Annotated in this window: 18 protein-coding genes; 7 read left to right on the top strand and 11 right to left on the bottom strand. The window is 65.5% G+C overall.

The features are described from left to right. Window positions 1-218: 218 nt before the first annotated feature. Window positions 219-1,517 carry a peptidoglycan DD-metalloendopeptidase family protein gene (locus XnspCFBP7698_RS16710; RefSeq protein ID WP_146093221.1) on the bottom strand — a complete coding sequence of 433 codons (1,299 nt, stop codon included), beginning with the start codon at window positions 1,515-1,517 and terminating at the stop codon, window positions 219-221. 97 nt (window positions 1,518-1,614) lie between these two features. On the opposite strand from XnspCFBP7698_RS16710, the gene XnspCFBP7698_RS16705 reads away from it, so the two are divergent. Together XnspCFBP7698_RS16705 and XnspCFBP7698_RS16700 are read left to right on the top strand one after the other, a co-directional pair. Beyond that, entirely contained in the window at window positions 1,615-2,271 is a 657-nt protein-coding gene (locus tag XnspCFBP7698_RS16705) for a hypothetical protein (RefSeq protein ID WP_104580358.1), read from the top strand. A gap of 55 nt (window positions 2,272-2,326) precedes the next feature. Beyond that, complete coding sequence (locus XnspCFBP7698_RS16700) at window positions 2,327-4,147, top strand: M28 family metallopeptidase (protein WP_104580357.1); 1,821 nt, start codon at window positions 2,327-2,329, stop codon at window positions 4,145-4,147. 282 nt (window positions 4,148-4,429) lie between these two features. Here XnspCFBP7698_RS16700 and XnspCFBP7698_RS16695 read toward each other — a convergent pair whose 3' ends face one another. From XnspCFBP7698_RS16695 to XnspCFBP7698_RS16680, 4 genes are all read right to left on the bottom strand, one after another. Next, complete coding sequence (locus tag XnspCFBP7698_RS16695; RefSeq protein WP_047697046.1) at window positions 4,430-4,873, bottom strand: PepSY domain-containing protein; 444 nt, start codon at window positions 4,871-4,873, stop codon at window positions 4,430-4,432. 234 nt (window positions 4,874-5,107) lie between these two features. After that, window positions 5,108-6,205, bottom strand: coding sequence for a glycoside hydrolase family 5 protein (locus XnspCFBP7698_RS16690; protein WP_104580356.1), 1,098 nt, complete (start codon window positions 6,203-6,205; stop codon window positions 5,108-5,110). 403 nt (window positions 6,206-6,608) lie between these two features. Then, a complete protein-coding gene (locus XnspCFBP7698_RS16685) occupies window positions 6,609-7,667 on the bottom strand; it encodes a glycoside hydrolase family 5 protein (protein ID WP_047697042.1) in 1,059 nt (352 codons plus the stop codon). A gap of 443 nt (window positions 7,668-8,110) precedes the next feature. After that, window positions 8,111-9,184: a glycoside hydrolase family 5 protein gene (locus XnspCFBP7698_RS16680; protein ID WP_047697039.1), complete on the bottom strand. Its 1,074-nt coding sequence runs from the start codon at window positions 9,182-9,184 to the stop codon at window positions 8,111-8,113. A 307-nt stretch (window positions 9,185-9,491) separates the two neighbouring features. On the opposite strand from XnspCFBP7698_RS16680, the gene XnspCFBP7698_RS16675 reads away from it, so the two are divergent. After that, the gene (locus XnspCFBP7698_RS16675; RefSeq protein WP_047697037.1) at window positions 9,492-10,550 is read left to right on the top strand and encodes an NAD(P)-dependent alcohol dehydrogenase; all 1,059 of its coding nucleotides are present in this window, start codon (window positions 9,492-9,494) and stop codon (window positions 10,548-10,550) included. A 343-nt stretch (window positions 10,551-10,893) separates the two neighbouring features. On the opposite strand, the gene XnspCFBP7698_RS16670 is transcribed toward XnspCFBP7698_RS16675, so the two are convergent. The 3 genes from XnspCFBP7698_RS16670 to XnspCFBP7698_RS16660 all read right to left on the bottom strand — a co-directional run bounded on the left by XnspCFBP7698_RS16670 (window position 10,894) and on the right by XnspCFBP7698_RS16660 (window position 17,857). Next, complete coding sequence (locus tag XnspCFBP7698_RS16670) at window positions 10,894-12,375, bottom strand: FAD-dependent oxidoreductase (RefSeq protein ID WP_104580355.1); 1,482 nt, start codon at window positions 12,373-12,375, stop codon at window positions 10,894-10,896. A gap of 426 nt (window positions 12,376-12,801) precedes the next feature. Continuing rightward, complete coding sequence (gene gltB / locus XnspCFBP7698_RS16665) at window positions 12,802-17,274, bottom strand: glutamate synthase large subunit (RefSeq protein WP_104580354.1); 4,473 nt, start codon at window positions 17,272-17,274, stop codon at window positions 12,802-12,804. A gap of 202 nt (window positions 17,275-17,476) precedes the next feature. Further along, complete coding sequence (locus XnspCFBP7698_RS16660; RefSeq protein WP_104580353.1) at window positions 17,477-17,857, bottom strand: I78 family peptidase inhibitor; 381 nt, start codon at window positions 17,855-17,857, stop codon at window positions 17,477-17,479. Between the two features lie 57 nt (window positions 17,858-17,914). Between XnspCFBP7698_RS16660 and XnspCFBP7698_RS16655 the strand changes: the two genes are divergently transcribed. After that, on the top strand, window positions 17,915-19,186 hold the full coding sequence (locus tag XnspCFBP7698_RS16655; protein ID WP_199680213.1) for a DNA topoisomerase IB: 1,272 nt from the start codon (window positions 17,915-17,917) through the stop codon (window positions 19,184-19,186). A gap of 66 nt (window positions 19,187-19,252) precedes the next feature. On the opposite strand, the gene XnspCFBP7698_RS16650 is transcribed toward XnspCFBP7698_RS16655, so the two are convergent. From XnspCFBP7698_RS16650 to XnspCFBP7698_RS16640, 3 genes are all read right to left on the bottom strand, one after another. Further along, complete coding sequence (locus XnspCFBP7698_RS16650; protein WP_104580351.1) at window positions 19,253-19,597, bottom strand: hypothetical protein; 345 nt, start codon at window positions 19,595-19,597, stop codon at window positions 19,253-19,255. A gap of 425 nt (window positions 19,598-20,022) precedes the next feature. After that, on the bottom strand, window positions 20,023-20,892 hold the full coding sequence (locus XnspCFBP7698_RS16645; RefSeq protein ID WP_104580350.1) for an NmrA/HSCARG family protein: 870 nt from the start codon (window positions 20,890-20,892) through the stop codon (window positions 20,023-20,025). 47 nt (window positions 20,893-20,939) lie between these two features. After that, the gene (locus tag XnspCFBP7698_RS16640) at window positions 20,940-21,878 is read right to left on the bottom strand and encodes an NADP-dependent oxidoreductase (protein WP_199680210.1); all 939 of its coding nucleotides are present in this window, start codon (window positions 21,876-21,878) and stop codon (window positions 20,940-20,942) included. Window positions 21,879-21,980: 102 nt separating this feature from the next. On the opposite strand from XnspCFBP7698_RS16640, the gene XnspCFBP7698_RS16635 reads away from it, so the two are divergent. From XnspCFBP7698_RS16635 to XnspCFBP7698_RS16625, 3 genes are all read left to right on the top strand, one after another. Further along, window positions 21,981-22,856, top strand: coding sequence for a LysR family transcriptional regulator (locus XnspCFBP7698_RS16635; protein ID WP_104580349.1), 876 nt, complete (start codon window positions 21,981-21,983; stop codon window positions 22,854-22,856). A 489-nt stretch (window positions 22,857-23,345) separates the two neighbouring features. Further along, complete coding sequence (locus tag XnspCFBP7698_RS16630; protein WP_146093220.1) at window positions 23,346-25,124, top strand: ATP-binding cassette domain-containing protein; 1,779 nt, start codon at window positions 23,346-23,348, stop codon at window positions 25,122-25,124. After that, on the top strand, window positions 25,121-26,863 hold the full coding sequence (locus XnspCFBP7698_RS16625; RefSeq protein ID WP_104580347.1) for an ABC transporter ATP-binding protein/permease: 1,743 nt from the start codon (window positions 25,121-25,123) through the stop codon (window positions 26,861-26,863). The genes XnspCFBP7698_RS16630 and XnspCFBP7698_RS16625 overlap by 4 nt, the downstream gene beginning before the upstream one ends. The last annotated feature ends 9 nt before the right edge of the window (window positions 26,864-26,872 follow it).

The following is a 26,872-nucleotide window of genomic DNA, read 5'->3' as shown; positions in this document are numbered from 1 at the left end:
CGCAGCATCGGAGGACGTCGGCACCATCGTGGAGACCACGGCATCCGACTGACGTGGTGAACCTGCATGCTGCCGACACGCCGACACGCCGACACGCCGACACGCCGAGACGCCGAGACGCCAGGCACGTTGCCCGCGACAGCGATGTGTCGGTAAGCGATGTCCCGGCGAACGCCTGGCTATCGTCGTGCGTCGCGTGCTGCTGCCGCGGCCAAGCACTACCGCCGTTGCAACCAGCTCGAAGGATCGACCGGCTGGCCATTACGCCGCAATTCGAAGTACAGCGCCGGCACGCCCTGCCCGCCCGAGCTGCCGACCTTGGCCACCGCCTCGCCGCGCTTGATCGCTGCGCCGGCGTCGCGCAACAACGTGTCGTTATGCGCATACAGGCTCATGTAGCCGTTGCCGTGGTCCACGATCAGGATCATGCCGTAGCCGGTCATCCAGTCGGAAAACACCACGGTGCCGTCGGCCACCGCGGTCACCGTGGTGCCCTTGGGCGCGCCGATCAGCACGCCCTTGCTGGTGTGGCCATCGGGCAAGGTGGCATTGAAGCGTGCCAGCAGGTTGCCGGACACCGGCCAGCTCAGCCCACCGACCTTGGGCGCCGGTGCAGTGGCGACCACCTTGGGCGGCGTCTTGCCGGGACGCTCGGGGCGATCGGATTTGCCACGCTTGGCCTGCGCGGCGGCTTCGGCAGCGGCGCGTTTGACGGCGGCGCGACGTTCGGCCTCCGCCTTGGCGGCAGCCGCGCGCAGGTTGGCCAGCAGCTGTTCCAGCGATTTGGCGTCCTGGCCCAGCGCCTTTTCGCGTTCGGCGCGCTGTTTGTAGCGATCGTCCAGCTGCGCGACCGTGGCCGCCTGCTGCGAGCGGTCCTTCTGCAAGGTGGCGGCCTGGGCCTTTTGTTGCGCGCGCGCCGCATCCAGTGCCTGGCGCCGGGAGGCGATGTCCTGTTCCACCCTGGCCAGGGCATCCAGCTGCGTGGCCAGCGCCTGGATGCGCTGCGCGCGGGCGTTCTGCACGTAGCGGTGATCGGCCAGCATGCGGCTGGCATCGCCCACCGTGTCCTGCGACAGCAACACCTTCAGCGGCGCGTTGCGACCGACCTGGTCGGCTGCGCGCAGCAGCGCCGCCAGCTGCGCACGCTGGGTCTGCAGGCCACGCTGCAATTGCGCGCGGTCCTGCTGCAGCGTGGACAGGCGCTGCTCCTGTGTGCGCATTGCCGCTTCGGTGTCGCTCAGGGCACGCGCGGTCTTTGCCACCTTTTCGTCGGCCTGGCGCAGTTGCTGGGCCGCGGTGCCGCGCTTGCCTTCCAGCGCGCGCCGATCGGCGCTGATGGTCTTGAGTTCATCGCGCAGCTGTTGCAGCTTGCGCTCGGTCTCGCGCTGGCTTTGCGCCGCCACTGCGCCGCTGCCCAGCAGCGTGCACGCCATCAGCGCGGCTGCCAGCCAATGGCGCGCGCAGCCAATGGCTGGGGCAAGCGATGGGCGCGGCAACGGGACGGGCAACGGGGGCAACGAAAGATCCAGTGACTTCAGGCAGGTGCGCGATTGTAGCCACCCATGGTGTGATCACCGCCACGCCCCAGACAGCCGCCACCGCGCGAGGTTCAGCATGAAGCCCCAATCTCTTCTCCTGGCGTTGTCCCTGCTCAGCACGAGCGCCTGGGCCGACGAGGACATCAGCAAGGTCAATGGCCGCATCAGCGCCGAACCTGGCCGCAGCTACGGCGATCTGGAAACGGTCAACGGTTCCATCGAGGTGGGCGCCGGTGCGCAGACCAGGGACGTGGAGACCGTCAACGGCGGCATCCGCATTGGCGAGAACGCGCGCACCGGCGGCGTGGAAACGGTCAACGGCTCGATCACCGTGGGCCAGAAAGTGACCGTGTCCGGCGGATTGGAAACGGTCAACGGCAGCATCCTCACCGAACGCGGCAGCCAGATCAGCGCTGGGGTGGAAACCGTCAACGGCAGCATCGGCCTGGTGGCAACCGAACTCGGCAAGGGGATCGAGACGGTCAACGGCGACATCACCGTCGGGGTGGATTCGCATGTGCGCGGCGGCATCAAGGTGACCAAGCCGAACTTCGGCTTTTCCTTCAAGCCGGCGCGCAAGCCGCGGGTGGTGATCGGTCCCAAGGCCGTGGTCGACGGACCGCTGGAGTTCGAGCGCGAGGTCGACCTGTACGTGCATCGCACCGCCAAGATCGGCGCGGTCACCGGCGCCACCGCGCGCAGCTTCGATTCGGACGTGGCGCCCAAGGACTGACGCGCTCACCACGCGCACGCTCTAAGATCGGAACTCCGTCGCACGAGGAGTTCCGATGCCCCGCAAGATCCTGTTGTGCCTGGCCGCAACCCTGGCCCTGGCCGGTTGCAAGCGCGACGCCGCCGACACGCCGGCCACACCGGCGACGCAAACGCCGGTGGACACCGCACCCAGTGCACCGGTCAGCCGGCACGCGTTCTCGCCGGAGCTGGCCGCCGGCGACTTTGCCGAGCTGGTCAAGACGCTGGCCTCGGACGACTTCGAAGGCCGCGGCCCGGGCACGCCCGGCGAAGAAAAGACCGTGACCTACATCCGCGACCAGATGCAGCGCATCGGCTTGCAGCCGGGCAACGGCGACAGCTGGTTCCAGGATGTGCCGATGGTGGAAACCACCGCCGATGCGGCCACCGCACCGAGCCTGCGCAGCGGCGAGCAGACCCGCACCCTCGCCTTCGGCACCGACATCGTGGTCGGCACCCGCACCGGCCAGCCGGAGGTCAAGCTGGACAACAGCGAGCTGGTGTTCGTCGGCTACGGCGTGGATGCGCCCGAGCAGCAGTGGAACGATTACGCCGGTCAGGACTGGAAAGGCAAGACCGTGGTGATGTTCGTCAACGACCCCGGCTTCCACACCGGCGATGCCAAGCTGTTCGACGGCAAGCGCATGACCTACTACGGGCGCTGGACCTACAAGTTCGAGGAAGCCGCACGCAAGGGCGCGGCCGCCGCGTTGATCGTGCATGACACGCCCGGTGCCAGCTACGGCTGGGACGTGGTGAAGAATTCCTGGTCCGGCCCGCAATACGATCTGCCGGCCAAGGACGACCCGGACCCGCGCCTGCCGGTGCAGGGCTGGATCAGCGCCGACACCGCCAAGCAGTTGTTCGCCAACGCCGGGCTGGATCTGGCGCAGGCCTACAAGGACGCCAGCAAGCGCGGCTTCAAGCCGGTACCGTTGAAGGCCAGCTGGTCGGTGGACCTGAAGAGCACCATCGCGCAGAAGACCTCGCGCAACGTGGTCGGCGTGCTGCCCGGCAGCAGCCATGCGGACGAGGCGGTGCTGTACATGGCGCACTGGGACCACTTGGGCAAGCATCCGGGCGAAAGCGGCGACAACATTTACAACGGCGCGGTGGACAACGCCACCGGCGTGGCCGGCATCCTGGAAATTGCCGATGCGTTCGCGCACCAGGACCCCAAGCCGGCGCGCTCGGTGGTGTTCGTGGCGGTGACGCTGGAAGAATCCGGCCTGCTCGGCTCCAAGTACTACGTGGCCAACCCGAGCTTCCCGCTGGACAAGATTGCCGCGGTGATCAACCTGGATGCGATGTCGGTGGCCGGGCGCGCGCGCGATGTCACCGTGGTCGGCATGGGCAGCTCGGAGCTGGAAGACATCCTCAAGCCGATTGCCGCGATGCAGGGCCGCACCCTGCACGCCGAAGCCACCCCGGAAAGCGGCTCGTACTTCCGCTCGGACCACTTCAACTTCGCCAAAGCCGGCGTGCCGGCGCTGTATGCCGATGGCGGCGAAGATCTGCGCGAGGGCGGCACCGCTGCCGGACGTGCCGCGGCCGAGGACTACGGCCGCCACCGCTATCATGCCCCCGGCGACGAATACGACGCAGCCACCTGGAAGCTGGACGGCACCATCGAAGACCTCCAGGCGGTCTACGACGTCGGCAAGGAGGTCGCCGCCGACGAGCGCTGGCCCAACTGGTATCCCGGCAACCCGTTCAAGGCCGCCCGCGACCGCATGATGGCCAACAAGCCAGCCGCAGGCACGGCGGCGGCGGCCGAGCAGGCCGATGGCGACGCGGACGCAGCGCGCATGAGCACGCCAGGCGCCAAATCGAAGGACACCGCGCCTACTCGCTGAGTCATGCGGATGCGCTGCCGGCCCCACGGCGGCGCATGGTTGGCAAGTATCTGTGCGGTAGATGACCAGTGGGTGCCGCCAACGCAAAGGGCCTCCGATCGGGAGGCCCTTTTTTACAGCGACTGCGTGCGCATTCGCCGCAACCGTTCGCAGGCTGGCGGCTCAGTCGCCGCTAACAAAGCGGCTAGGCGGCATGGCTGTCGCATCGTGCACGCTGCAACTTGCAACAGCGCACCGCCCTACCCGCTCAAACGCCTACGCGTCGATGCACGTTGAGAGTGCTCAGTCGTTATCCACGCTGACCACATGCCCATCGTCGGGGTCGACGTGCAGCTCGACCTTTTGCCCGTTGCGCTTGGCGTCGGCCTTCCACAAGCCGTCCTTGAATTTCAGGTCGTGCACGTCGGCATAGCCGCCGGTGGACAGCGCGGCGCGGACATCGGCTTCGCTCAGGCGCGAGGTGGTCTGGTCGCCATAGACACGGCCAGTCACCGGGTCGATGTGGACATCCACATCCTTGCCGTCGCCGCTACGGGCATCGGCCGTCCAGACACCATGCTCGAACTTGACGTCGTGCACCTTGGTGTAACCCTTGGCGGCCAGCATGCTGGTGACTTCGTTGGAGGTCAGTGCCTTGGCCGGCTTGGCGGCTTCCTGTGCGACGGCGCCTTGCGAAACGAGCGCCAGCGCGCCGATCAGTGCGGTGGTCATCATGCGATGTGCCATGAGAGGCTCCTGCTGTGAAGTGCCACCATGCTCGCCGCGGGCGGATCGTGACAGGGTGAAAACCCGGCCTCTTCCATGCGGGAAATTCAGTTAACTGACATCACCACGGGGTGTTTCACCTGCCCTGCACTGTCGATTTACATCCCTGCGCCTGGCGGATTTGCCGAGCGAGTTTCCGTCACTTCAGCGTGCCCAAAAAAGCCGCCTTGCGGCGGCTCGACGATACGGGTCTGGTCAGCGTGTTTTACCCGCAACCGGTACGCGGGCGGCAGCAACCGGTGCGCGCGTGGCGCGTGCCGCCTGCGGCGAGAGGATGGTCATCTGCGGTTTGTCGGTGCCGTCCTTGTTCGGATGCACGTTGTAGGCATACGACAGGTTCCACCACGAGCCGGCGGCCCACCAGGTCCAGCCCAGCCACACGTCCGCATTGCTTTCCATGTACCCGAGCATGCCGCGTAGCGCCTCGTTGCAGACCGCGTTGTTGGCGGTGCCGAATTCGCCGAGGAAGCCGCGCTTGCGATTGATGCGCAACCATTCGGTGAAGTTGCGCAGGCGCTCGGCGCCGATGGTGGAGCTGACGCAGACGCTGGACGTGCCGCTGGAATCAATATCCAGATATTGATGCACCTCGAACGCATACCGGTTGAGCGGATCGTAGATGGAGGCCAGTGCGGTGGCGTTGGAATACCCATCGTTGGTCGGCGAATACCAGCTGTGGGCACCGGTCCACAACGCGCCGGGCACCAGGATCAGATTCGTGGCGCCGGTCCTGCGGATGGTATCGATGGCAGCCTGCGCCGCGCCCGCCCACTCGCTGGCGGAGATATTGTTCGGCTCGTTCATCAGCCCGAAAATCACCGCGTTGTCGCCGTTGAATGCCAGCGCCAGGCGCCGCCACAGATCGGTGAACGTGGCCACCGGAACTTCCGGCCCGCCGATCTTGTAGCCGTAATACTTGGCGTAGTTATGGATATCGATCACCAGATACATGCCCGAGGCCTTGGCACGCGCCACGGCCTGCTGCACCAGCGCCAGCTGTACCGGGTCCAGCTCGCCGCGCGCGCTGGGTTGCAGGCGTTCCCACAGGATGGGCAGGCGGATCGTATTCATGCCGACACCAGCGAAATACGTGTAATCGCTGGCAGCGGCGTACATATAGTCCTTGTTGAGCACGCCGGGCTTTTTCGACGATGCGAATTCGGCGCCGGACAGGTTGACGCCGGCATATGTGAGCACGCGCGTTTGCGCGTTGGCCAGCGGCAGAATGCACAGCATGGAGAACAACAGCGCGCCACGGATCAAATTGCGCAGCGCAAGAGGCACAGCAGACATGGAACAACTCCTTCGACGGCGGGGGGCGATGCGTGCGACCCGCTGTGGACGATCTGCGCGAGGTGCGCCGCATCTGTCCCTTCCAATGCATCTGCTGTGCCCAAATGCCTAGCCGAGTAAATGTGAATTAAATGTGAAGTAAATATGTGCACTGGATCGCATTCGCAGATCGCGAATGGCCTGTGCGTGATAGCGCGCTGATACGCCCGCTTCTGTGGCAAGGCGGTCGAGCGCCTTCGCCGCTGCGGCGACGGCGCGAATTGTCGAGATAACGTCGTACGGACGCGCTTGCTGCCGATCACATGGCGCCAGTGCACTGGCGCCATGACGCTGCCGCGTGGCTGGCGCACGGTGGAGGCGAGGTGCTGCAGGTCACGGCGGTGCCTCGCACCTCCGCGTGGGACTAAGGGGTCCTGGTCACCCGCCTGGCATGCGGGCTTAGGATCGACATCTGCGGCTTGTCACGTCCCTGCGCGTCCGGATGCACGTTGAAGGGGTATTTCCCGTTCCACCATTTACCCGCAGCCCAGAAGGTCCAGCCGGTCCATACATCGTTGTTGGTTTCCATATACTTCAACATGCCTTCCAGCGCGGCATTGCAGGTGACATTGTTGCCGGTGCCGAATTCGCCGAGAAAACCGCGTTTTTTGTTGATCCGCAGCCACTGGGTGAAACTTTCCAGGCGTTTGACGCCGATCTCCTTGCTGACGCATCCGCCAACGGTGCCGCTGGAGTCCGTATCCAGGTACTGGTGCACTTCGATCGCATAGCGGTTGAGCGGGTCGCGCAGAGTGGCGAGCGCCACCGCGTTGGATTGCCCGGCCACTGTGGAGTACCAGCTATGCGCGCCGCTCCATAGCGCGCCCGGGACCAGGATCAGGTTATTGGCGCCGGTCTTGCGGATGGTGTCGATGGATGCCTGCGCGGCGGCAGCCCAGGACTGCGGGTTGATGTCGTAGGGCTCGTTCATCAGCCCGAAGATCACCGCGTTGTCGCTTTTGAATGCAATGGCCAAGCGTCGCCATAGATCGGTCAGCGTGGCGATGGGCACCTTCTGCGTGCCGACCTTGTTGCCGTAGTACTTGGCGTAGTTATGCACATCCACGATCAGGTACATCTTCGCCGCCTTGGCGTTGGCGACGGCCTGCCGGAGCAACGCCAGCTGCGCCGGATCCAGTTCGCCGCCGGCCTTGGGTTGCAGACGCTCCCACAGGATGGGCAGGCGAATGGTGTTCATCCCTTTGCCGGCGAAGTAGCTGTAATCGCCAACAGCCGGGTACAGGTAGTCGACGTTGAGCACGCCGGGTTTTTGCGAGGACTTGATTTCCGCGCCGGAGAGATTGACGCCGGCATACTTCAGGCCGGTCGTGCCTTGTGCATGCGCAAACGGCATGGCAGCGAGCAATAGCATGGGCAGCACGCAGCGACGCAGCGCATGCGTGTGGGAAGTGGGGGACAGCATGGGGGAACTCCTAAAGACCGACAGAGGGCGATGCGTCGCGTCGTTGTGGGCGCGCGTGCGCCACGATGACGCATCCGTCACCACAGTAGGCGTATGCGCACACGCAAACTACGGATGCGAGGTATCGGACTGCGAAGCTGTGCGGTCAATCGCAGTTACGCGGCCGCGGGCGCGTCGATCCGGTCGATGCATCGCATGGATTCAGATGTGCGCCTCGATCGCCTCACGGCGGCGCAATGCAGCGATCGATCCGGCGCCAGCGAACGCTGCCGTGTTTGCGTGTGGCGCGGGAAAAGTCACCTGCACTGGTCGAGGTGATCGGTGTGGCGGTGCCGCCGCCACGAACATCGCCATCGCGGCTAGGGCGTCGCAGTGCAACGTTGGCGCAAAAGAAATGGCCGCAGCTGCGCGCTGCGGCCACCGCCCCGTGCAGGCGAGGCCGGTTACTTGCCGGCGCGGCGCGCGTACTTGCTCAGGATGCGCATCTGCGGCTTGTCGCTGCCGTCCTTGCCCGGTTGCACCGTGAACGGGTAATCCGGCTTCCACCACGCGCCGGCAGCCCACCAGGTCCAGCCCAGCCACACGTCGCTGTTCTGTTCCATATACGTCAGCATGCCTTCCAGTGCCTTGTCGCAGACCGGATTGTTGGCCGTGCCGAATTCGCCCAGGAAACCTTTCTGCTTGTTCTCGCGCAGCCACGCGGTGAAGCCGCGCAGCTTTTCTTCGCCCACCGAATCGCTGGTGCACACCGGCTTGGTGCCGCTGTAGTCCTTGTCTAGGTACTGATGCGCTTCGAAGGCAAGGTTGTTGCCGGGGTCCTTGAGGATTTCCAGCGCCTTGGCGTTGGAGACGCCGTAGCTGGTGCTGCGCCAGCTGTGCGCGCCGGTGTACGCGGTGCCCGGCACCAGGATCAGATTCTTGGCGCCGGTCTTGCGGATCGCGTTGATCGCGCCCTGCGCGGCGTTGGCCCAGTCCGGGGCTGAAATGCCGTTGGGCTCGTTCATCAGCCCGAAGATCACCGCCTTGTCGTCCTTGAACTCCAGCGCCAGCCGGCGCCACAGATCGGCCAGTGCGGCAGCGGGAACCTCGTTGGTGCCGATGCGCTGGCCGCCGTACTTGGCGTAGTTGTGCAGGTCCAGAATCAAGTACTGCTTGTTGGCCTTGGCGGCTTCGAGCGATTTTTTGATCAGTCCGAGCTGGGCCGCGTCCAGGTTGCCGTTGAGTTCGGGCTGCAGGCGTTCCCACAAAAAAGGCAGGCGCATCGTATTCATGCCCTTGCCGGCGAAGTAGCTGAAGTCCGACGCGGACGGGTAGGTGTAGTCCTTGAACAATGTGCCGGGCTTCTTGCGCGAGTTGAACTCGGCACCGGACAGATTGACCCCGACATATTTCAGGCCGGTGGACTCTTTTCCGGGACGGCCAGGTTCCTTGGCCTGCGCCAGCGGCAGGGCCGCCAGCAAGGTCAGTGCAAGCGCGGCATTGCGCAAGGATGGGAGTAGCGGGGGAGCGCGGAACATGGAAGCCTCCTTCGGCATCGACGTGGGTGGCCGCGGGGGGAGGGCACGGCCAGCAGGAGATGGTGCAGGGCGATCGGCTGCCCGGTGAGCCTAGAAGCTTGCACGTTAGCGTGCCATTCACGCGTGCGCCCCGGATTTGATCGCGCAAAAACCCGGCGCAGCGCATGATGCGCCTGCGGTAGCGTTCGCAAGAGGACACACAAGACGCACTGTCGCATGAGCGCGACGGGACGCTGTCTTAAGCTACCGCCACTGTTTTCCTGTCGCCCGCATCTGTTGTGGGTGACGCAACGTCCCGGAGTATTCCATGAGCCAAGCCCACGCCTTTGCCGCCCAAGCCGCCGACCAGCCGCTTGCCCCGTTCGTGTTCGAACGGCGCGCGCCCGGCCCGCATGATGTGCAGATCGACATTGCCTACTGCGGCGTCTGTCACTCGGACCTGCACACCGCACGCAATGAATGGCACAACACCCTGTACCCGTCCGTTCCCGGTCACGAGATCGTTGGCCGCGTGACTGCGGTGGGTGATGCCGTGACCGACTTCAAGGTTGGTGACCTGGCCGGGGTCGGCTGCATGGTCGACAGCTGCCGCAGCTGCGCCTCCTGCCAGGAGGGCGAAGAGCAATATTGCGAAGCCGGCTTTACCGGCACCTATAACGGCCCGATGTTCGGCGGCGGCGAGAACACCTACGGCGGTTACTCCGACCATATCGTGGTCGACCAGAAGTACGTGCTGCGCATCTCCCATTCGGACAACCTGGCTGCGGTGGCACCGCTGCTGTGCGCCGGCATCACCACCTATTCGCCGCTGGCGCACTGGAAGGTGGGCCCCGGGCAGAAGGTGGGCGTGGTCGGCCTGGGCGGCCTGGGCCACATGGCGGTGAAGATCGCCAAGGCGATGGGCGCCACCGTGGTGCTGTTCACCACCTCCGAAGGCAAGCGCGCCGACGCGCTGCGCCTGGGCGCCAGCGAGGTCGTGATCTCCAAGGACGAGGCGCAGATGGCCGCGCAGTACAACACTCTGGATTTCATCCTCAACACCGTGGCCGCGCCGCACAACCTGGACCCGTTCCTCAACGCGCTCAAGCGTGATGGCGCGATGGTGCTGGTGGGCGTGCCCGAGCAGTCGCATCCGTCACCGAGCGTGTTCAACCTGGTGATGAAGCGCCGCACCCTGGCCGGCTCATTGATCGGCGGCATCCGCCAGACCCAGGAAATGCTGGATTTCTGCGCCAAGCACAACATCGTCTCGGACATCGAAACGATCCGCGCCGACGAAATCAACGAGGCCTACGAGCGCATGCTCAAGGGCGACGTGAAGTACCGCTTTGTGATCGACATGGCCTCGCTGGATAAGGCGGCCTGATTCGCGATTGCAGCAGGAGGTGATGCCACCATCTGCACTGCAATACAACGCAGATGGTGGCATTGCGCTAGCGGGGTAGCGCAGCGCACTGCTCCGGCATCTCGAAGCTCCTGGATTTTCCATCTGCTACGGCGGCATGGCCATGCGCAGACGGCACTCTTGCGGTGCCCTTGCACTGCCGCAGCGAACTCGATGCCAGTCTGTTCCCTCTGCAATGGAGAGGGGCACGCCATCAGTCGCAACTTGTTCGATCCCGAACACGCTGAGGCCTGCGCAGAAGCCTCGGTGCCGGCGGTCGAGATCAGCAGACAGGCTACGAGCAACTGAGCGCGGGCCCCGAATCTCAGGCCGCCGCCGGCTCCTTGACCTGCGCCTTCACTCCGAGCATCTGCACGATGCTTCCTGCCGCGTCGCGGCCTTCGGCCACAGCAGTGACCACCAGGTCGGCACCGCGCACGCAGTCGCCGCCGGCGAACAGGCGCGGGTTGCTGGTCTGGTAGGGCAGGCGGCCATGGCCATCGGATGGGGCGACGATGCGCCCGTTGCTGCCGGCCTCCACGCCTTGCGATGCCAGCCAGTCGGGCAGGGTGGGCGAGAAGCCGAAGGCGATGATCACCACGTCCGCTTCCAGCAGCGATTCGCTGCCTTCCACCGGTACCGCATTGCGGCGGCCGCTGGCGTCGGGTTCGCCCAGCTTGGTTTCCACCACGGTCACACCGATGGCTTCGTCGTCGGCGCCGGATTCGATCGAGAGCGGTTGGCGGTTGAACAGGAAGCGCACGCCTTCTTCGCGCGCGTTGGCCACCTCGCGCGCCGAGCCGGGCATGCTGGCTTCGTCGCGGCGGTACGCGCAGGTGACCTTGGCCGCGCCCAGGCGAATGGCGCTGCGCACGCAGTCCATGCCGGTGTCGCCGCCGCCCAGCACCACCACGCGCTTGCCGTTGAGGTCGGGCAGGGCGAGCTGGTCTTCCCAGCCGGCGATCGGCCGGCCATGCGGGTCGTTGCCGCTGACGATGCGGCTGTTCTGCACCAGAAACGGCAGCGCCGGCAGCACGTTCTTCAGGTCCTGCCCGGGCAGGCCGCCGTCGGTGTAGCGGTACGCACCGGTACCCAGGAATACCGCGTCGTATTCGCCCAGCAGCTGTTCGATGCTGACGTCCTTGCCGATCTCCACGCCCAGGCGGAACTGCACGCCCATGCCTTCCAGGATGTCGCGACGCTTGCCGATCACCGACTTGTCCAGCTTGAAGCTGGGGATGCCGAACTGCAGCAGGCCGCCGATCTGCTCATAGCGGTCATAGACCACCGCCTCGATACCGGCACGTACCAGCCGGTCTGCACACGCCAGCCCGGCCGGGCCTGCGCCGATCACCGCCACGCGGTGGCCGCTGGGCTGCACATTGCCCAGGTCCGGGCGCCAGCCCATCTTGAAGGCGGTATCGACGATGTACTTTTCCACCGCGCCGATGGTGACTGCGCCGAATTCCTCCAGCGTGCAGCTGCCTTCGCACAGGCGGTCCTGCGGACACACGCGCCCGCACACTTCCGGCAGCGGGTTGGTGGAATGGCATAGCGCGGCGGCTTCTTCGATGCGGTTTTCCTGCACCAGCTGCAGCCACTGCGGGATGGCGTTGTGCACCGGGCATTTCCAGCTGCAGTACGGGTTGCCGCAGTCCAGGCAGCGGCCGGACTGGTACTGCGCGTCGGCCTTGTCGAACTTGCCGTACAACTCGCCCCAGTCGCCGGAGGTACGCAGCTCCACCGGGATGCGCGTGGGCATGGTCCGGGGCAGGTCGAGGAATTGGAAGGCTTGCTTGCGGCTCATAAGAAAATCCGTGGCTGATTCCCTTCTCCCGCGTGCGGGAGAAGGTGCCCCGAAGGGGCAGAAAAAGGGGCGGCGGGGCCTGTGCCCTCACCCCCAACCCCTCTCCCGCCAGCGGGAGAGGGGAGCACTGCGACGACTCTGACGATGTGCTGCCAGCATTGCGACTGCGGTCCTTCTCCCGCACGCGGGAGAAGGTGCCCCGAAGGGGCGGATGAGGGTTGGCGGGCACACGCCCTCACCCCCAACCCCTCTCCCGCCAGCGGGAGAGGGGAGCACTGCGACGACTCTGACGATGTGCTGCCAGCATTGCGACTGCAGTCCTTCTCCCGCATGCGGGAGAAGGTGCCCGAAGGGGCGGATGAGGGGTGGCGGGCCTGCGCCCTCACCCCCAACCCCTCTCCCGCTGGCGGGAGAGGGGAGCACAACTCAGGCGGCGCGCCGCAGCGACTCAGTGAGCGACTCGATGCTGGCGGCCTTGGGTTTGACCAGCCAGAACTTGCCGATGTAGTCGCGGAACTCGTCCAAAATCTGCTGCGCCCAGATGCTGCCGGTGAGCTCGCGGTGGCGGCTGATCAGGGTGTGCAGGTGCTGGCGATGGTTCTCGAAGCCTTCGGCGGAGACGCGGTGGATGTCGATCAGCTCGTGGTTGTAGCGGTCCACGAAGTCGCGTTCGATATCCAGCACATAGGCCAAGCCGCCGGTGAAGCCGGCGCCGAAGTTCAGGCCCACCTTGCCCAGCACCAGCACCACGCCGTCGGTCATGTATTCGCAGCAGTGGTCGCCTGCGCCTTCCACCACCGCCAGCGCGCCGGAGTTGCGCACCGCAAAGCGCTCGCCCGCGCGCCCGGCCGCGAACAACTCGCCGCCGGTGGCGCCGTACAGGCAGGTGTTGCCAACGATCGGCGTGCTGCGCGCCTCGAAGCGCGCCCCGCGCGGCGGACGCACCACCAGCCGGCCGCCGGCCATGCCCTTGCCGACGTAGTCGTTGGCTTCGCCTTCCAGCTCCAGCTGCAGGCCACCGGCATTGAACGCGCCGAAGCTCTGCCCGGCAGTGCCGCGGAAGCGCAGGTTCAACGGCGCATCGCTCATGCCGTGGTTGCCGTGCACGCGCGCGATGGCGCCGGACAGGCGCGCGCCGATCGAACGGTCGGTGTTGTGGATCAGGAAGCGATGGTCGCCGCCGCGCTTGTTGGCGATCGCATCGGCCAGCAGGCCGTCCATCTGCGTGGCCAGGCTGTCCGGCGATTCGTACAGGCGCTGGGCGGCGCAATGGCTGCCGTCGTAGCGCGCATGGGTGAGCAGGCGCGACAGATCGACCTTGACCCCGGTGCGTGGCGAGACCTCCAATTGCTCCAGCAGGTCGGTGCGGCCGACGATGTCGTCCAGCGAACGCACGCCCAGGTACGACAGCCACTGCCGCACTTCCTCGGCCAGCAGGCGGAAGAAATGTTCCACCCGCTCCGGCAGGCCGGTGAAGTAGCCGGCACGCAGGCGCTCGTCCTGGGTGGCCACGCCGGTGGCGCAATTGTTGAGGTGGCAGATGCGCAGGTACTTGCAGCCCAGCACGATCATCGGCGCGGTGCCGAAGCCGAAGCTGTCGGCGCCCAGCAACGCGGCCTTGACCACGTCCAGGCCGGTCTTCAGGCCGCCGTCGGTCTGCAGGATGGTGCGCGCCCGCAGGTCGTTGGCCACCAGCGCCTGGTGCGACTCGGCCACGCCCAGTTCCCACGGCACGCCGGCATAGCGGATCGAGCTGACCGGGCTGGCACCAGTGCCGCCGTCATGGCCGGACACGGTGATCAGATCGGCGCCGGCCTTCACCACACCGGCGGCGATGGTGCCGACGCCGGCATGCGCCACCAGCTTCACCGACACCAGCGCGGTGGGGTTGACCTGCTTGAGGTCGTAGATCAGCTGGGCCAGGTCTTCGATGGAATAGATGTCGTGGTGCGGCGGCGGGCTGATCAGGCCGATGCCGGGCTTGGCGTAGCGCAGCCGGGCGATCAGTTCGTTGACCTTGTGGCCGGGCAGCTGGCCGCCTTCGCCGGGCTTGGCACCCTGGGCGACCTTGATCTGCAGCACTTCGGCGTTGACCAGGTATTCCGGGGTCACGCCGAAGCGGCCGGAGGCCACCTGCTTGATCTTGGAGCGCTTCTCGGTGCCGTAGCGGGCCGGGTCTTCGCCGCCTTCGCCGGAATTGCTGCGCCCGCCCAGCCGGTTCATCGCAATGGCCAGCGCTTCATGTGCCTCGGGCGACAACGCGCCCAGGCTGATCGCGGCGCTGTCGAAACGGCGCAGCACATCGGCTGCGGGGGCGACTTCATCCAGCGGGGTGGGGGTGTCGGCACGCTTGAGCTGGACCAGGTCACGCAGCGTCGAGGCCGGGCGCGAATGCACCGCGTCCACGTACTTCTGCCAGTCGCCGGCATCGCCGGTACGCGTGGCGCGCTGCAGCGTCATGACCACGTCCGGGTTGTACATGTGGTACTCGCCGCCGTGCACGTATTTGAGCAGGCCGCCCACTTCCGGCTTGAGCTGGTCGTTCCAGGCGCGTGCGGTGAGCTCGCGCGCCTCGGTGTCCAGCCGCGCCAGGCCGACGCCGCCGATGCGGGCGGGCGTCTCGGCAAAGCACAGCTCCACCACGTCCGGGTCCAGCCCGACGATCTCGAACAACTGCGCGCCGCGGTAGCTGGCGATGGTGCAGATGCCCATCTTGGAGATGATCTTGGATAGGCCCTTGTAGATGCCCTTGCGGTAGCGGCGGCCGATCTGCGACTGCTCGCCGCCCTTGCTCAACTGCAGGATGCCGCGCCGGCCCAGGTCGAACAGGGTCTGGTAGGCCAGGTACGGGTACACCGCGGTGGCGCCGAAGCCGAGCAGGCAGGCCATGTGGTGCGCATCGCGCGCGGTGCCGGTCTCGATGATCAGGTTGACGTCGCAGCGCAGGCCCACCTTGCACAGGTGGTGATGCACCGCGCCGGTGGCCAGCAGCGCATGCGCCATCGGCCGGTCCGGCACCGGGTAACGGTCCGAGAGCAGCAGCATCACCGCACCGGCGCGCGCTGCGGCTTCCACTTCCTGGCAGATGCGTTCCAGGCCGGCCTTGAGGCCTTCTTCCACGCTGTAGGACAGGTCGATCAGGCGGTTGCGCTCGACGTACTGCTCCATCTTCAGCAGCTGGCGCAGCTTGCGCTGGCTGAGCACCGGCGAGTTGAGGATGACGTGGTTCACCGTCTCCGCGCCGGCATGGAAGATGTTGGTCTCCTTGCCGAGCTGGGTGGTGAGCGACATGGCGATGCCTTCGCGCAGCGGGTCGATCGGCGGGTTGGTGACCTGCGCGAAGGCCTGGCGGAAGTAGTCGTACAACGGCCGGGTCTGGCGGCTGAGCACCGCCATCGGGGTGTCGTCGCCCATCGAGCCGGTGGCTTCCTGCTCGGTTTCCGCCAGCGGGCGCAGCACCTGTTCCACTTCCTCGGTGCTGAGCTGGAACAGCTTGTGATAGCTGCGCAGGGTCTGCTCGCTGAAGGGTTCTTCCACCAGCGAGGGGTCGATCAATTCGGTCTGCAGGTAGGTCACGCCCTGCTGCAGCCATTGCTTGTACGGCGCGCGCGCACGGTTGATGCGGTCGATGGCGTCCGAATCGAGCAGGTCGCCGCGCTTGAGATCGATCGCCATCATCTCGCCCGGGCCCAGCTTGCCCTTGCGGGTGATGCGCTCGGCGGGCAGTTCCCACACACCGGCTTCGGAGGCCACCAGAAAATGACGGTCGGAGGTCAGCATCCAGCGGGCAGGGCGCAGGCCGTTGCGGTCGAGCATGCAGGCCGCATAGCGGCTGTCGCAGGCCACGATGCCGGCCGGGCCGTCCCAAGGCTCGGTGTTCAGGCCATAGAACTCATAGAACGCAGCCAGATCGGCGTCCTTGAACTCCAGCGACTGGGTCGCCGGCGGCACCAGGATGCGCAGCGCCTGCAGCAGGTCCATGCCACCGGCGATCAGCAGCTCCAGCATGTTGTCCAGGCTCTGCGAGTCGGAGCCGTGCATGGAGATCACCGGGTCGAATTCGGCGATATCGAAACGCGGGGTTTGCCACACCTTGCTGCGCGCCTGCGCCCAGCGCCGGTTGCCTTCGATGGTGTTGATTTCGCCGTTGTGCGCGAGCAGGCGGAATGGATGCGCCAGCGGCCAGCGCGGCAGCGTGTTAGTGGAAAAGCGTTGGTGAAACACGATCGCGCTGGAGGACAGGTCGCTGCGCTGCAGGTCCGGGTAGAACGTGCTCAGCTTGTCCGGCAGCACCATGCCCTTGTAGCTGATGCCATTGGGCGAGAGGGTGGTGACATAGAAGTTTTCGACCGCATGCAGCGCCTGCTCGGCGCGGCGGCGCGCCAGGAACAGCGCCAGGGTGAAGCCGTCTTCGGTCTGTTCGGCGCCGGCATCGACAAACACCTGTTCGATGCGCGGCAAGGTGTCGCGCGCCAGCTGGCCGCACACGCTGTCGTCGGTGGGCACCACGCGCCAGCCACGGAACTGCACGCCGGCGCTGTGCAACTGGGTTTCCAGTTCGGCGCGACATCGTGCGGCTTCGGCCTCGTCCAGCGGCAGGAACACCACACCTGCCGCGTAGCGCGTGCCCAGAGTGATGCCGGCATCGCGTGCCAGCCCGCGCAAGAACGCATCGGGTTTGCGGATCAGCAAGCCGCAACCATCGCCGGTGAGCCCGTCGGCCGCCACACCGCCGCGGTGGGTCATGCGCGAGAGCGCCGCAATCGCGGTGTCCACCAGCGAGCGGGAAGGTTGGTCGTCCAGCTGGGCGACCATGCCAAAACCACAGGCGTCGCGCTCATCGCGCACGCTGTTGTAGAGACCGTAGTCGTGGAGCCCTTGGCGAGTGCGGGGGGCCATGTGTGCCTCGTTGCGATCTAGGAGAGCGGCGACGACGTTGCAGCGCTCGATCCGTGGAGCGTTTCGAAGAGGTCACCGGATGATCGACTAGACCACAGTTGATGCGGTGCCGCAATACACCGTTACAGCTGCAACGAGACCGGCTGAAAGCCCTTGTGCCAGCTGGCTTGGCGCCTGTCCGGCGACAGGCGCCAGGGCATGCTCAGCCGCAGCGCACCGAAGCGATGGCGTTCTTGGCGTCCACTTCCAGATTGAGCCGTTCGCCGTTGAATTCCATGGTGGTCATCTGACCGGGCTTGAGCACGCGCACCGACTTGGCGCCCGCATCGCTGCGTGCCTGTTCGCTCACCGCATCGGTCAACGCCTGACCCACCAGCGATTGCACCTGGGTGGCATCGCAACTGCCGATCGGCGGGGCGTCCGGCGCGGCATCCGGCGCAGGCGCAGAGGCTTGTTCGGCCGCGTGCTGGGCAGTGGCGGTGACCGCTTCCTGCTCATCGGGTTGCGGCTTGTTGCAGGCGGTCAATGCAGTCAGCGCGACCAGGGTGCAGGCCAGGCGGGCAATAGGCAGGACAGCGCGCATCGATGACTCCAGCAAAGGGGGGTGCCCCAAGCATAAGCACAAAGTCGCGCGACGGGCATCGCGTGCCCACACGGCGTTGTCGTTGCGTTGACGCGGCCTAGTCCTGCCCGGCCCAACAATCGGCGCCAGTCCCTCGACGTGTGCGCAATGAAAGCCAAACGTGTTCTTCGCAATGCCGCCACCACGGCCAGCACCGTCGGCAAGCTCGCCAGCGTCGCCACCGGTGCGGCGGTGGCCAGCGCTGCCGTCGCCACCGTGGCCGCCGTCGCGCAGGCCAAGGCCACCGCACGCGCGGCCGGGCTGATCTATGTCAACGACCAGCAGCCCGGCATCAGCCGGCGCAAGGCAGGCAAAAGCTTCAGCTACCGCAGTGCCGACGGCGACCGCATCGCCGATGCGGACACCTTGCAGCGCATCCGCTCGCTGGCCATCCCGCCGGCGTACACCGAGGTGTGGATCTGCGCCAAGCCCAACGGGCATCTGCAGGCCACCGGCCGCGATGCGCGGCGGCGCAAGCAATACCGCTATCACGCCGATTGGGCGCAGGTGCGTGGCGAAGGCAAGTTCGAGCGCGTGATCGCCTTTGGCACCGCATTGCCCAAACTGCGGCGGCGCCTGCGACGCGATCTGGCGCTGCCGGGCTTCCCGCGCGAGAAGGTGCTGGCGATCGTGGTGGCCTTGCTGGCCGACACCCTGGTGCGCGTGGGCAATGCCGAATATGCGCGCAGCAACCGCTCCTACGGGCTCACCACGCTGCGCAACCGGCACATGGAGTTTCTCAAGGGCGGGCGTGCACGGCTCAAGTTCCGCGGCAAGAGCGGGCAGGATCACGAGATCGAGGTCGACGACAAGCACCTGGTCAAATTGATCCGCGAGTGCCAGCAACTGCCGGGGCAGTCGCTCTTCCAGTACCGCGACGACGATGGCCAGCTGCAGCCGGTGGACTCGGGCGAGGTCAACGACTACCTGCGCGAGGCGATGGGCGAGGACTTCACCGCCAAGGACTTTCGCACCTGGGGCGGCACGCTGGCGGCGCTGCAGCGCCTGGCGCGGCTGCCGTTGCCCGAGCGCAGCAGCGAGCGCGCGCTCAAGCAGGTGCAGAACGATGTCATCCGCGAGGTGGCCGACGCGCTGGGCAATACGCCGTCGGTGTGCCGCAAGGCCTACATCGACCCTTGCGTGTTCGAAGGTTGGCGCGCCGGCGAGCTGCAGGCCATGGCCAGTGGCGTGCGCGGCGAGCGGCAATGGGAGGCGGCCACGCTGAAGTTCCTCACTGCCTCACGCGCCAAGCTCAAGACGGCGACAAAGCGCGCTTCCAGGCGCAAGTGAGCGGCAGCGACCCGGGACCGAAAAGCCGCGATGCTTTTCGATTCCCGATTCCCGATTCCCGATTCCTCAGCCGCAATACACCGCGGTGATGTTGTTGGTCGGGCCGGTTTCGATGCTCAGGTGGTCGCCGCCGCTTTCGCTGGCACCCTGCGCCGGGTCGGCCAGGCCGCTGGCGGTGGTGCCGCCGGTGGTGCGTTCGCCGCGGCGCACGCTCACCTGCAGGCTGTCGCTGTCCACGCGTGCGCGCTCGATGGTCTGCGCGGCTGCAGCCAGGCCCACGATGCCGCGGACCTTTTCGATATGGCATTGGCCGGAGATGACGCCATCGATGGGTTGCACCTGCGCAACCTGGTTGGAGGCACAGGCCGAGAGCAGCAGCACGGCGGCGAGCGGGGCGAGGGTGCGAGTCATCGGGCGTCTCCAGCGGAAGAATGGCGCAAGCGTGAAGAAGCCGTTGTTGGTGTGGCATGAAGACGGCCGCGCCGGCATTGGCTGATGTGTGGCCCGGGTGCGCGTTGCCGTTGGCGAAGGCGCTGGCCATCACGTGATGCGTGGGCTGGGCACGCAGGTGGCTGTCGCGGTGGTGCCGTCGCTGGCATGTCCACCGCGTGACCATGCTTGATGCAGTGGTCGGCCCTGTACAGCGCCTGGGCCTGCTGCCCGTCGCCGCGCGTTGACGCTATCGATCACCCGGTGTTGCGCAGCGCCGCCGGCACGACCGTGCGGTGTGGTGAAACAACGCGGCCGCGCTGCAGGCCGTCAGGGCATCTGCAACGTGGCTGGCAGGCGCCGGTGCACCGCAAGCGCATACGACACGCGCGTGCGGTGCAACCGGTTCACCCTTGCGCCGTGGCCTCGCGCACAAACGCTTCGTAGGTGCGCAGCGGGCGCCCCAGAATGGCCTGCAGCGTGTCCACTGCACCGTCGGCGGCGTGCATGCCGCCGCGCTGGATGCCGGCCATCATCAGGCGCATGTCGTACGCCAGCCAGGACGGGCCATAGGTGGCCAGCTGCGCTTCGAAGGTGGCCACGTCATCCCCGGCATAGGCGATCTCGCGCCCAAGCGCCGCGCTCCACACCTTTGCAGCGTCCGTTCCGGTCAGCGCCTGCGGGCCGACCAGCTCGAGCGTGACCCGCTCCAGCGGCGCAGTCGCCCGGTCGCGCCGCAGCAACTCGCTCACGGCGATCGCGGCGATGTCACGGGTATCGATCATGGCCACACCTGCCGCGCCGATCGGCATCGGGTAGAGGCCGTGGTCCTGGATGGTCTGCTGGACCGTGGCATCGTTCTGCATGAAGTAGGCAGGCCGCAGGATCGTGGCGGGCATGTCCAGCTGTTCGATCATGCGTTCGACCGCGTGCTTGCCGGTGAAATGCGACACGTTGGTGAACGTGTCGGCATGAATCACCGACAGATAGACGATGCGCTCGATGCCCGCCTCCTTGGCAAGGTTCAAGGCGATCAGCGCCTGGGTCACTTCGTCGGGGGTAACCGCGTTCAACAGGAACAGGGTGCGTACCGATGACAGCGCTGCGCGCAACGATGCCACGTCGGTGAGGTCGGCCACGACCTCGGTGACACCTGCGGGAAAGGTGCGCTTGCCGGCCTGGCGCACCAGCGCGTTGACCCGGGCGCCGGCCTCGGCTAGACCCTGGACGACGAGGGAACCGATGGTGCCGGTGGCACCGGTGACGAGAATGCTCATGTGACTCTCCTGTTGTAGATGATGGGTGGATGCGGGGAACTGGGAACTCAGCGCGACAGGTCCGCCACGACCTTGCCGGCGCGTGAGGTGGTGCGATTGCGTTCGATGGCCTGGGGGATCTGCGCGAAGCCGACGACCTCGCTGACCGTGGAGGTCTGCGCGCCGGTCACGACCTCTGCGGCCAGCGTCTCCAGCAGTGCGACGTCCGGCTGGTTGACGAACCACAGACCGCGGCGACCGGGCGGGGTACGGGCCAGGATGTCCGGCGAGCTGGTGCCGACGATTGCGCCGTGTGGCGCCAGCACCTGCCAGGAACGGTCCAGCACCTCACCGCCGACGTAGTCCAGGACCAGGTCGATGTCATGCACGAGGGTTTCGAAGCGCTGCGTCCGATGGTCGATGACCTGGTCTGCGCCCAGGCTGCGCACATACGCCAGGTGCGGCGTCGCGGCGGTGGCAATCACCTCGGCGCCCGCGCGCTTGGCGTACTGCACGGCGTGACCACCCAGCCCGCCGGCGGCGCCATGGATCAGGATGCGCTGCCCGGCCCGTAGCGGCCCCGCATGGTGCAGGCTCTGCCAGGCAGAGACGGCGGCCAATGGCAGGGCGGCGGCCTGAGGAGCATCCATCCCGTCCGGGATGCGGGCCAGCCTGGCCTCGTCGACGGCAACGTATTCGGCGTACGCACCGAGCGTGGCCAGCGTGCCCATCACTCGGTCGCCGACCTGGAAGCGCGTACTGCCGGGCCCGATGGCTGCGACCACACCGGCCAGTTCGGCGCCCAGCACGATCGGCAGCGGCAGCGTAAAGACCTCGCGGACCAGCCCGGCGCGGACCTTCCAGTCGATGCCGTTCACGCCGGCGGCGTGCACGCGCACCAGCACCTGGCCCTGTGCTGCCCGCGGTGTGGGGAGAGTGGCGAGCTCGGCGGCGTCGGCGCCACCGTAAGCCCGGATCAGGACAGCGCGTTGGGTTGTGGTGTTCATGGCAATTGCTCGGGGTGAGTGGCGGTGAACAGACCTTATGCCGTTGCGGTTCCAAGACGAAGACGCCACGATGTAGACGCCCCGTCTCAAAGCTGGAACACCATGGATCTCAATGCACTGACCGACTTCTCGTTGGTGGCCGCCAACCAGGGCTTGGGCAAGGCCAGCCGCGCCAGTGGCCGGTCGAAGGCGACCCTGTCGCGGCGCATTGCCGAGCTTGAGCACCAGCTGGGCATGCGGCTGGTGGAGCGCAGCGCGCGTGGCCTCAGGCTCACTGACGCCGGCCAGCTGCTGATGGAGCGCACGGAACTGCCGCTGCTCGAACTGGCCGAGGCATTGGCCGCTGCGCGCGAGGGCAGCGCCGTCCCCCGCGGACGTTTGCGCGTAGCCGCGCCCGTGCTGTTCTCGCAACTGGCGATGGGACGCATCGGTGCGGACTTCTGCGCGGCCTATCCGGAGATCACGCTGGAGGTGGTGGCCGAAGACCGCACGGTCGATCTGGTGGAAGAGCAATTCGATGCGGCCATCCGGATCAACCCCAGCCCGGACAGCAACCTGGTCGGCCGGTGCTTTGCCAGGGACCGTCTGGTGGTGGTGGCCGCACCGTCCATCGCGATGCCGTCAGGCGATGCAGTGCATCAGGTGGCAAGCGTGGTGATGTCGAGCTTCGACCCCACCACCTGGACGCTGGATGGCGGGCGCCTGGTCCTCGAGCCGATCCCACGGATGCGGCTTTCCTCGTTCCTGATGGTCCGCGACGCCGCCATCGCCGGCGGCGGCGTGGCGCTGCTCCCGCAGTCGATCGCATGGGAGCAACTGGCGCGCGGCGAGTTGATCCAGTGGGGCACGATCGCAAATGCCGAACCGGCACTGTGGGTGCTGCACACCTCCAGGCGCCTGGCGGCGCCCAAGGTGCGCGCCTTCGTGGACTTCATGTGCGACAGATACCCGGAGGGGTCGCTGGTGTTGAAGGGGTAGGCGTGCCGATGAACGCACGTCGCTCCGCTTCCTGCGCACAGTGTGTCTCTCCGGCCTCCAACGCCCTGCTGCAGGGAGGTCGGGGCCTGCGAGTGCAGCAGCGACCCTTGAAAGCGTCGATCGTTCGGCCCACGCCCCAGATGCCTGCGCTGGAGATCGGGCTACCCCGATGCAGTGGACCAATCGCCCTCTCACCCGATGACCTGCCGCGTACGGCATTGCGTGCGTACTCCTTAATTGCGGCAACGGCTTGCAAACGCAGCCGGTTTTTCTGGTCGCCACGCAAACGGCTGCGCATTATCCAGCCAATTTCGAATCAAAAATGCAGATAACGGACCCGCCCATTTTTTAACCGAGCCGGGCATTGATAAAGCAAATCTGCTCATCTACAGTTGAGCCCGCAATTTCAATGAATCACTTTAATTCTCGCAGCTCACTCACCACCAAGTCGGGCTGATTTGAGATAGATCGTAAAGGCGAAATTAACCGGTGACGTCCGAAGTTAACCCCGATGAAACCACCGCAGTAATCGATGAAACGCCTAACCACCATGCGAAACAACGCAGCATAGGAAGCGCCATGCGGCGCGTCATGGCGCCGTTTTGGACAATGCAGTCATCACGCAAAGCCTGGGTCGCGGTCATGTTCATTCTTGCGAGCATGGCTGTCGAGGCGACCCTCGGCGTTCAGATTACAAAGTTGAATGGCGAACTATCGGGACAGTTCGTCAGTCGCAATGAGCAGGAAATCCTTCGCGTTGCGGGCCACTACTTCCTGTTCGTCTGCATCATGACAGCCAACTTCGTGCTGTTTGAATGGCTGCGCCAGTCCATCATGATCGATTGGCGCAAGTGGCTGGTCGGCCGGTTTCAGAGCCGCTGGTTGGACAACGCCAACTTCTATCGGATGGAGCGCCAAGGCGGGGCCGACAATCCCGACCAGCGGATTGCAGACGATACCTACCAGCTCGTCGACCACTCGACACTGCTGTTCACTACTGTGGGCAAGGACCTGATGAGACTGGTGGGCTATGCCACGGTCCTTCTCTCCTTGGGTGGGGCGCTGGATCTGCGGTTCCTGGGCGTCTCGTGGGTCGTTCCGGGCGGCACGTTCCTGCTCGCCTTGGTGATATCGATCGTGGTGACCGCATTGGGCTTTGCCATTGGTCGGCCTCTTGTAGGGCTGAGCGTGGCGCAGCAGCGCAAGGATGCAGACTTGCGATTCGCCCTGGCGGCGATGCGCTCGAACGCTGAGCAAATCGCGCTATATCGCGGCGAAGGCGCGGAGCTGCAGCGGACATCGCGTCTGTTGGCCCCCATCGCAGACAACTGGCACCGCATTATTCGTTTCCAGGTTCGCCTTGTCGGTTTCCAGTCTGGCTTCCAGTCGTTACTCGTGTTGAGCATGCCGCTGGTCGGCATACAGGCTTATTTAAACGGCAGCCTGAGTTTTGCGAATCTGTATGTCGTGGGATTCGCGTTCATGATGGTCATCAATGGTTTTACGACCCTGCTGAACCTGGCCGCATCGGGTGAATATTATCGTTGGGCATCTGCCGTGCACCGGCTCGATGCCTTCGATATCGAACTTGGCAAGCCGGAAGCGCGCGGCATCGCATTGACGGAGCGGCAGTCCGTCACCGGTGGCCCATTGCTGGAGACCTCGGGATTGCAGCTAGCCAGGCCCGACGGCACTGCACTGGCAGCACCAGGCGACCTTGCCTTTCGCGCGGGCGAGCGCTGGCTGGTGCGCGGGGAATCCGGCGTTGGCAAAAGCATGATGATGCGTGCCATCGCAGGGCTGTGGCCGCACGGATCAGGCAGCGTGTCCTTCAACGCGCAAACGCGTGCGCGCACGCTGTTTCTGCCGCAGAAAAGTTACGTTCCCACCGGCACGCTGATCGACGCCCTGTCTTATCCCGCGCCTCATGGAAGCTTTACGCATGAACAGTGCAGGCAGGTACTGCGCTGGGTGCACCTTGAGGGCCTTACGGAAAAGCTCGACACCACCGCTGTCTGGCAGCAGCAACTTTCTCCCGGCGAGCAGCAGCGGCTGGCCTTTGCGCGCGTATTCCTGCATGCACCGGAGGTCGTGTTACTGGACGAAGCGACAAGCGCGCTCGACCCCGCCAATGAAATGCGTCTCTACGCGCTTCTGGATGAGAAACTGCCGGACGCGCTTGTCATCAGCATCGCTCACCGTGACGCCCTTGAGGCATTCCATTCCAGGTCGGTTCGCCTGACTGCAGCCTCGCAGGTGCTGGCATGAGCGGCCAGATCTCGCCAGGCGCTGCTAGCGCCCAGGGGGCCGGGGGCAATCGCCACCTGCTGATTGCCTTCGCAAAACTGGTGGCACCCTTCTGGCGCACGCGTGCCTCCACCAAAGCGTGGGTGTTGCTTGCACTTTTCGTCGGCTCGCTGCTACTTCAGGCCAAGGCCGCCGTGTTCCTGAATGATCGTTCCGGGGTTCTAACAAATGCCCTTGTCGCCAAGGACCTCACCAAACTGCAATCCACGGCACTGGTCTTGCTGGTCATCACGTTGGGGACAGTCCTTCTCGACATTTCCCAAAGCTATTTGCGCATGTGGATCGAGATCGACTGGCGCATCTGGCTGACTCGGCACTTTGCCGATCGCTGGTTATCGCAGTACAACTATTACCGGATGGAGCGGGATGGCTCCGTCGACAACCCGGATCAGCGGATCTCCGAAGATGTTTTTCTGATGGTCGATCAGACGCTGGCGCTGTTCTCCGACGTTGCGTACCAGATCACGCGGGTGATTGCGTACAGCACCGTCTTGTGGGGTCTTGGGGGCGCCCTCAAACTGACATGGAAGGCAACGTCTCTTTCATTGCCCAACGGCATCTTCTGGTCCACCTGGATCATTCTGCTCGGCTTTCTGGCCACGATGATTGCAGTCGGCCGCCCGTTGGTGAGGCTGAACATCGACCGCCAGCGCAAGGAGGCGGATTATCGTTTCGCAATGGCCAACATCCGGATGAATGCCGAGCAAGTTGCGCTTTACGATGGCGCTCGGGCTGAAGCGGTCCGCCTCAACGGATTATTTGACCGGATTGTCCTCAACTGGCGATCCATCATGATTGCGACGGCAGCAATGATGCTTGTCGTCATGTTCTACCAGCGGTTGGTGGGCTTGGGGATGAATATTCCCGGCTACGGCCAGTACATGCGCGGCGAAATAGACTACGGAAAGTTCACCCAGATCAGCGCCGCCGTGATGGCAATCGCCATTGCGCTTTCGTGGTTCGCCAGGCAGATGCAGAGCGGTAGTTTCTTCATCTGGGCCTCTGCCGTGAAGCGACTCGGTGCCTTCGATGCCGAACTTGGCAAACCGGAAGCGCGCGGGATTGCATTGACGGAGCGGCAGTCTGACGCCAACGGTCCCTTGCTGGAGACCTCGGGATTGCAGCTAGCCAGGCCCGACGGCACTGCACTGGCAGCACCAGGCGACCTTGCCTTCCACGCGGGCGAGCGCTGGCTGGTGCGCGGGGAATCCGGCGTTGGCAAAAGCATGATGATGCGCGCCATCGCAGGGTTGTGGCCGCACGGATCAGGCAGCGTGTCCTTCAACGCGCAAACGCGCGCGCGCACGCTGTTTCTGCCGCAGAAAAGTTACGTTCCCACCGGCACGCTGATCGACGCCCTGTCTTATCCCGCGCCTCATGGAAGCTTTACGCATGAACAGTGCAGGCAGGTACTGCGCTGGGTGCACCTTGAGGGCCTTACGGAAAAGCTCGACACCACCGCTGTCTGGCAGCAGCAACTTTCTCCCGGCGAGCAGCAGCGGCTGGCCTTCGCACGCGTGTTCCTGCATGCACCGGAGGTCGTGTTACTGGACGAAGCGACAAGCGCGCTCGACCCCGCCAATGAAACGCGGCTCTACGCGCTTCTGGATGAAAAATTGCCGGACGCACTTGTCATCAGCATCGCTCACCGTGACGCCCTCGAGGCATTCCATTCCAGGTCGATCATTCTTGCTCGATAGAGGGAAAGT

The organism is Xanthomonas sp. CFBP 7698, assembly GCF_003600855.1.
GTDB lineage: Bacteria > Pseudomonadota > Gammaproteobacteria > Xanthomonadales > Xanthomonadaceae > Xanthomonas > Xanthomonas cannabis.
The sequence above is the reverse complement of the archived record's forward strand: the minus strand, read 5'-3'. Positions and strand labels throughout refer to the sequence as shown.

What these genes read in the sequence shown, in the direction of transcription:
- XnspCFBP7698_RS16705 (WP_104580358.1), top strand. Translation starts at nt 1,615, where the DNA reads ATGAAGCCCCAATCTCTTCTCCTGGCGTTGTCCCTGCTCAGCACGAGC.
- XnspCFBP7698_RS16700 (WP_104580357.1), top strand. Translation starts at nt 2,327, where the DNA reads ATGCCCCGCAAGATCCTGTTGTGCCTGGCCGCAACCCTGGCCCTGGCC.
- XnspCFBP7698_RS16695 (WP_047697046.1), bottom strand. Translation starts at nt 4,873, where the DNA reads ATGGCACATCGCATGATGACCACCGCACTGATCGGCGCGCTGGCGCTC.
- XnspCFBP7698_RS16690 (WP_104580356.1), bottom strand. Translation starts at nt 6,205, where the DNA reads ATGTCTGCTGTGCCTCTTGCGCTGCGCAATTTGATCCGTGGCGCGCTG.
- XnspCFBP7698_RS16685 (WP_047697042.1), bottom strand. Translation starts at nt 7,667, where the DNA reads ATGCTGTCCCCCACTTCCCACACGCATGCGCTGCGTCGCTGCGTGCTG.
- XnspCFBP7698_RS16680 (WP_047697039.1), bottom strand. Translation starts at nt 9,184, where the DNA reads ATGTTCCGCGCTCCCCCGCTACTCCCATCCTTGCGCAATGCCGCGCTT.
- XnspCFBP7698_RS16675 (WP_047697037.1), top strand. Translation starts at nt 9,492, where the DNA reads ATGAGCCAAGCCCACGCCTTTGCCGCCCAAGCCGCCGACCAGCCGCTT.
- XnspCFBP7698_RS16670 (WP_104580355.1), bottom strand. Translation starts at nt 12,375, where the DNA reads ATGAGCCGCAAGCAAGCCTTCCAATTCCTCGACCTGCCCCGGACCATG.
- gltB (WP_104580354.1), bottom strand. Translation starts at nt 17,274, where the DNA reads ATGGCCCCCCGCACTCGCCAAGGGCTCCACGACTACGGTCTCTACAAC.
- XnspCFBP7698_RS16660 (WP_104580353.1), bottom strand. Translation starts at nt 17,857, where the DNA reads ATGCGCGCTGTCCTGCCTATTGCCCGCCTGGCCTGCACCCTGGTCGCG.
- XnspCFBP7698_RS16650 (WP_104580351.1), bottom strand. Translation starts at nt 19,597, where the DNA reads ATGACTCGCACCCTCGCCCCGCTCGCCGCCGTGCTGCTGCTCTCGGCC.
- XnspCFBP7698_RS16645 (WP_104580350.1), bottom strand. Translation starts at nt 20,892, where the DNA reads ATGAGCATTCTCGTCACCGGTGCCACCGGCACCATCGGTTCCCTCGTC.
- XnspCFBP7698_RS16640 (WP_199680210.1), bottom strand. Translation starts at nt 21,878, where the DNA reads ATGAACACCACAACCCAACGCGCTGTCCTGATCCGGGCTTACGGTGGC.
- XnspCFBP7698_RS16635 (WP_104580349.1), top strand. Translation starts at nt 21,981, where the DNA reads ATGGATCTCAATGCACTGACCGACTTCTCGTTGGTGGCCGCCAACCAG.
- XnspCFBP7698_RS16625 (WP_104580347.1), top strand. Translation starts at nt 25,121, where the DNA reads ATGAGCGGCCAGATCTCGCCAGGCGCTGCTAGCGCCCAGGGGGCCGGG.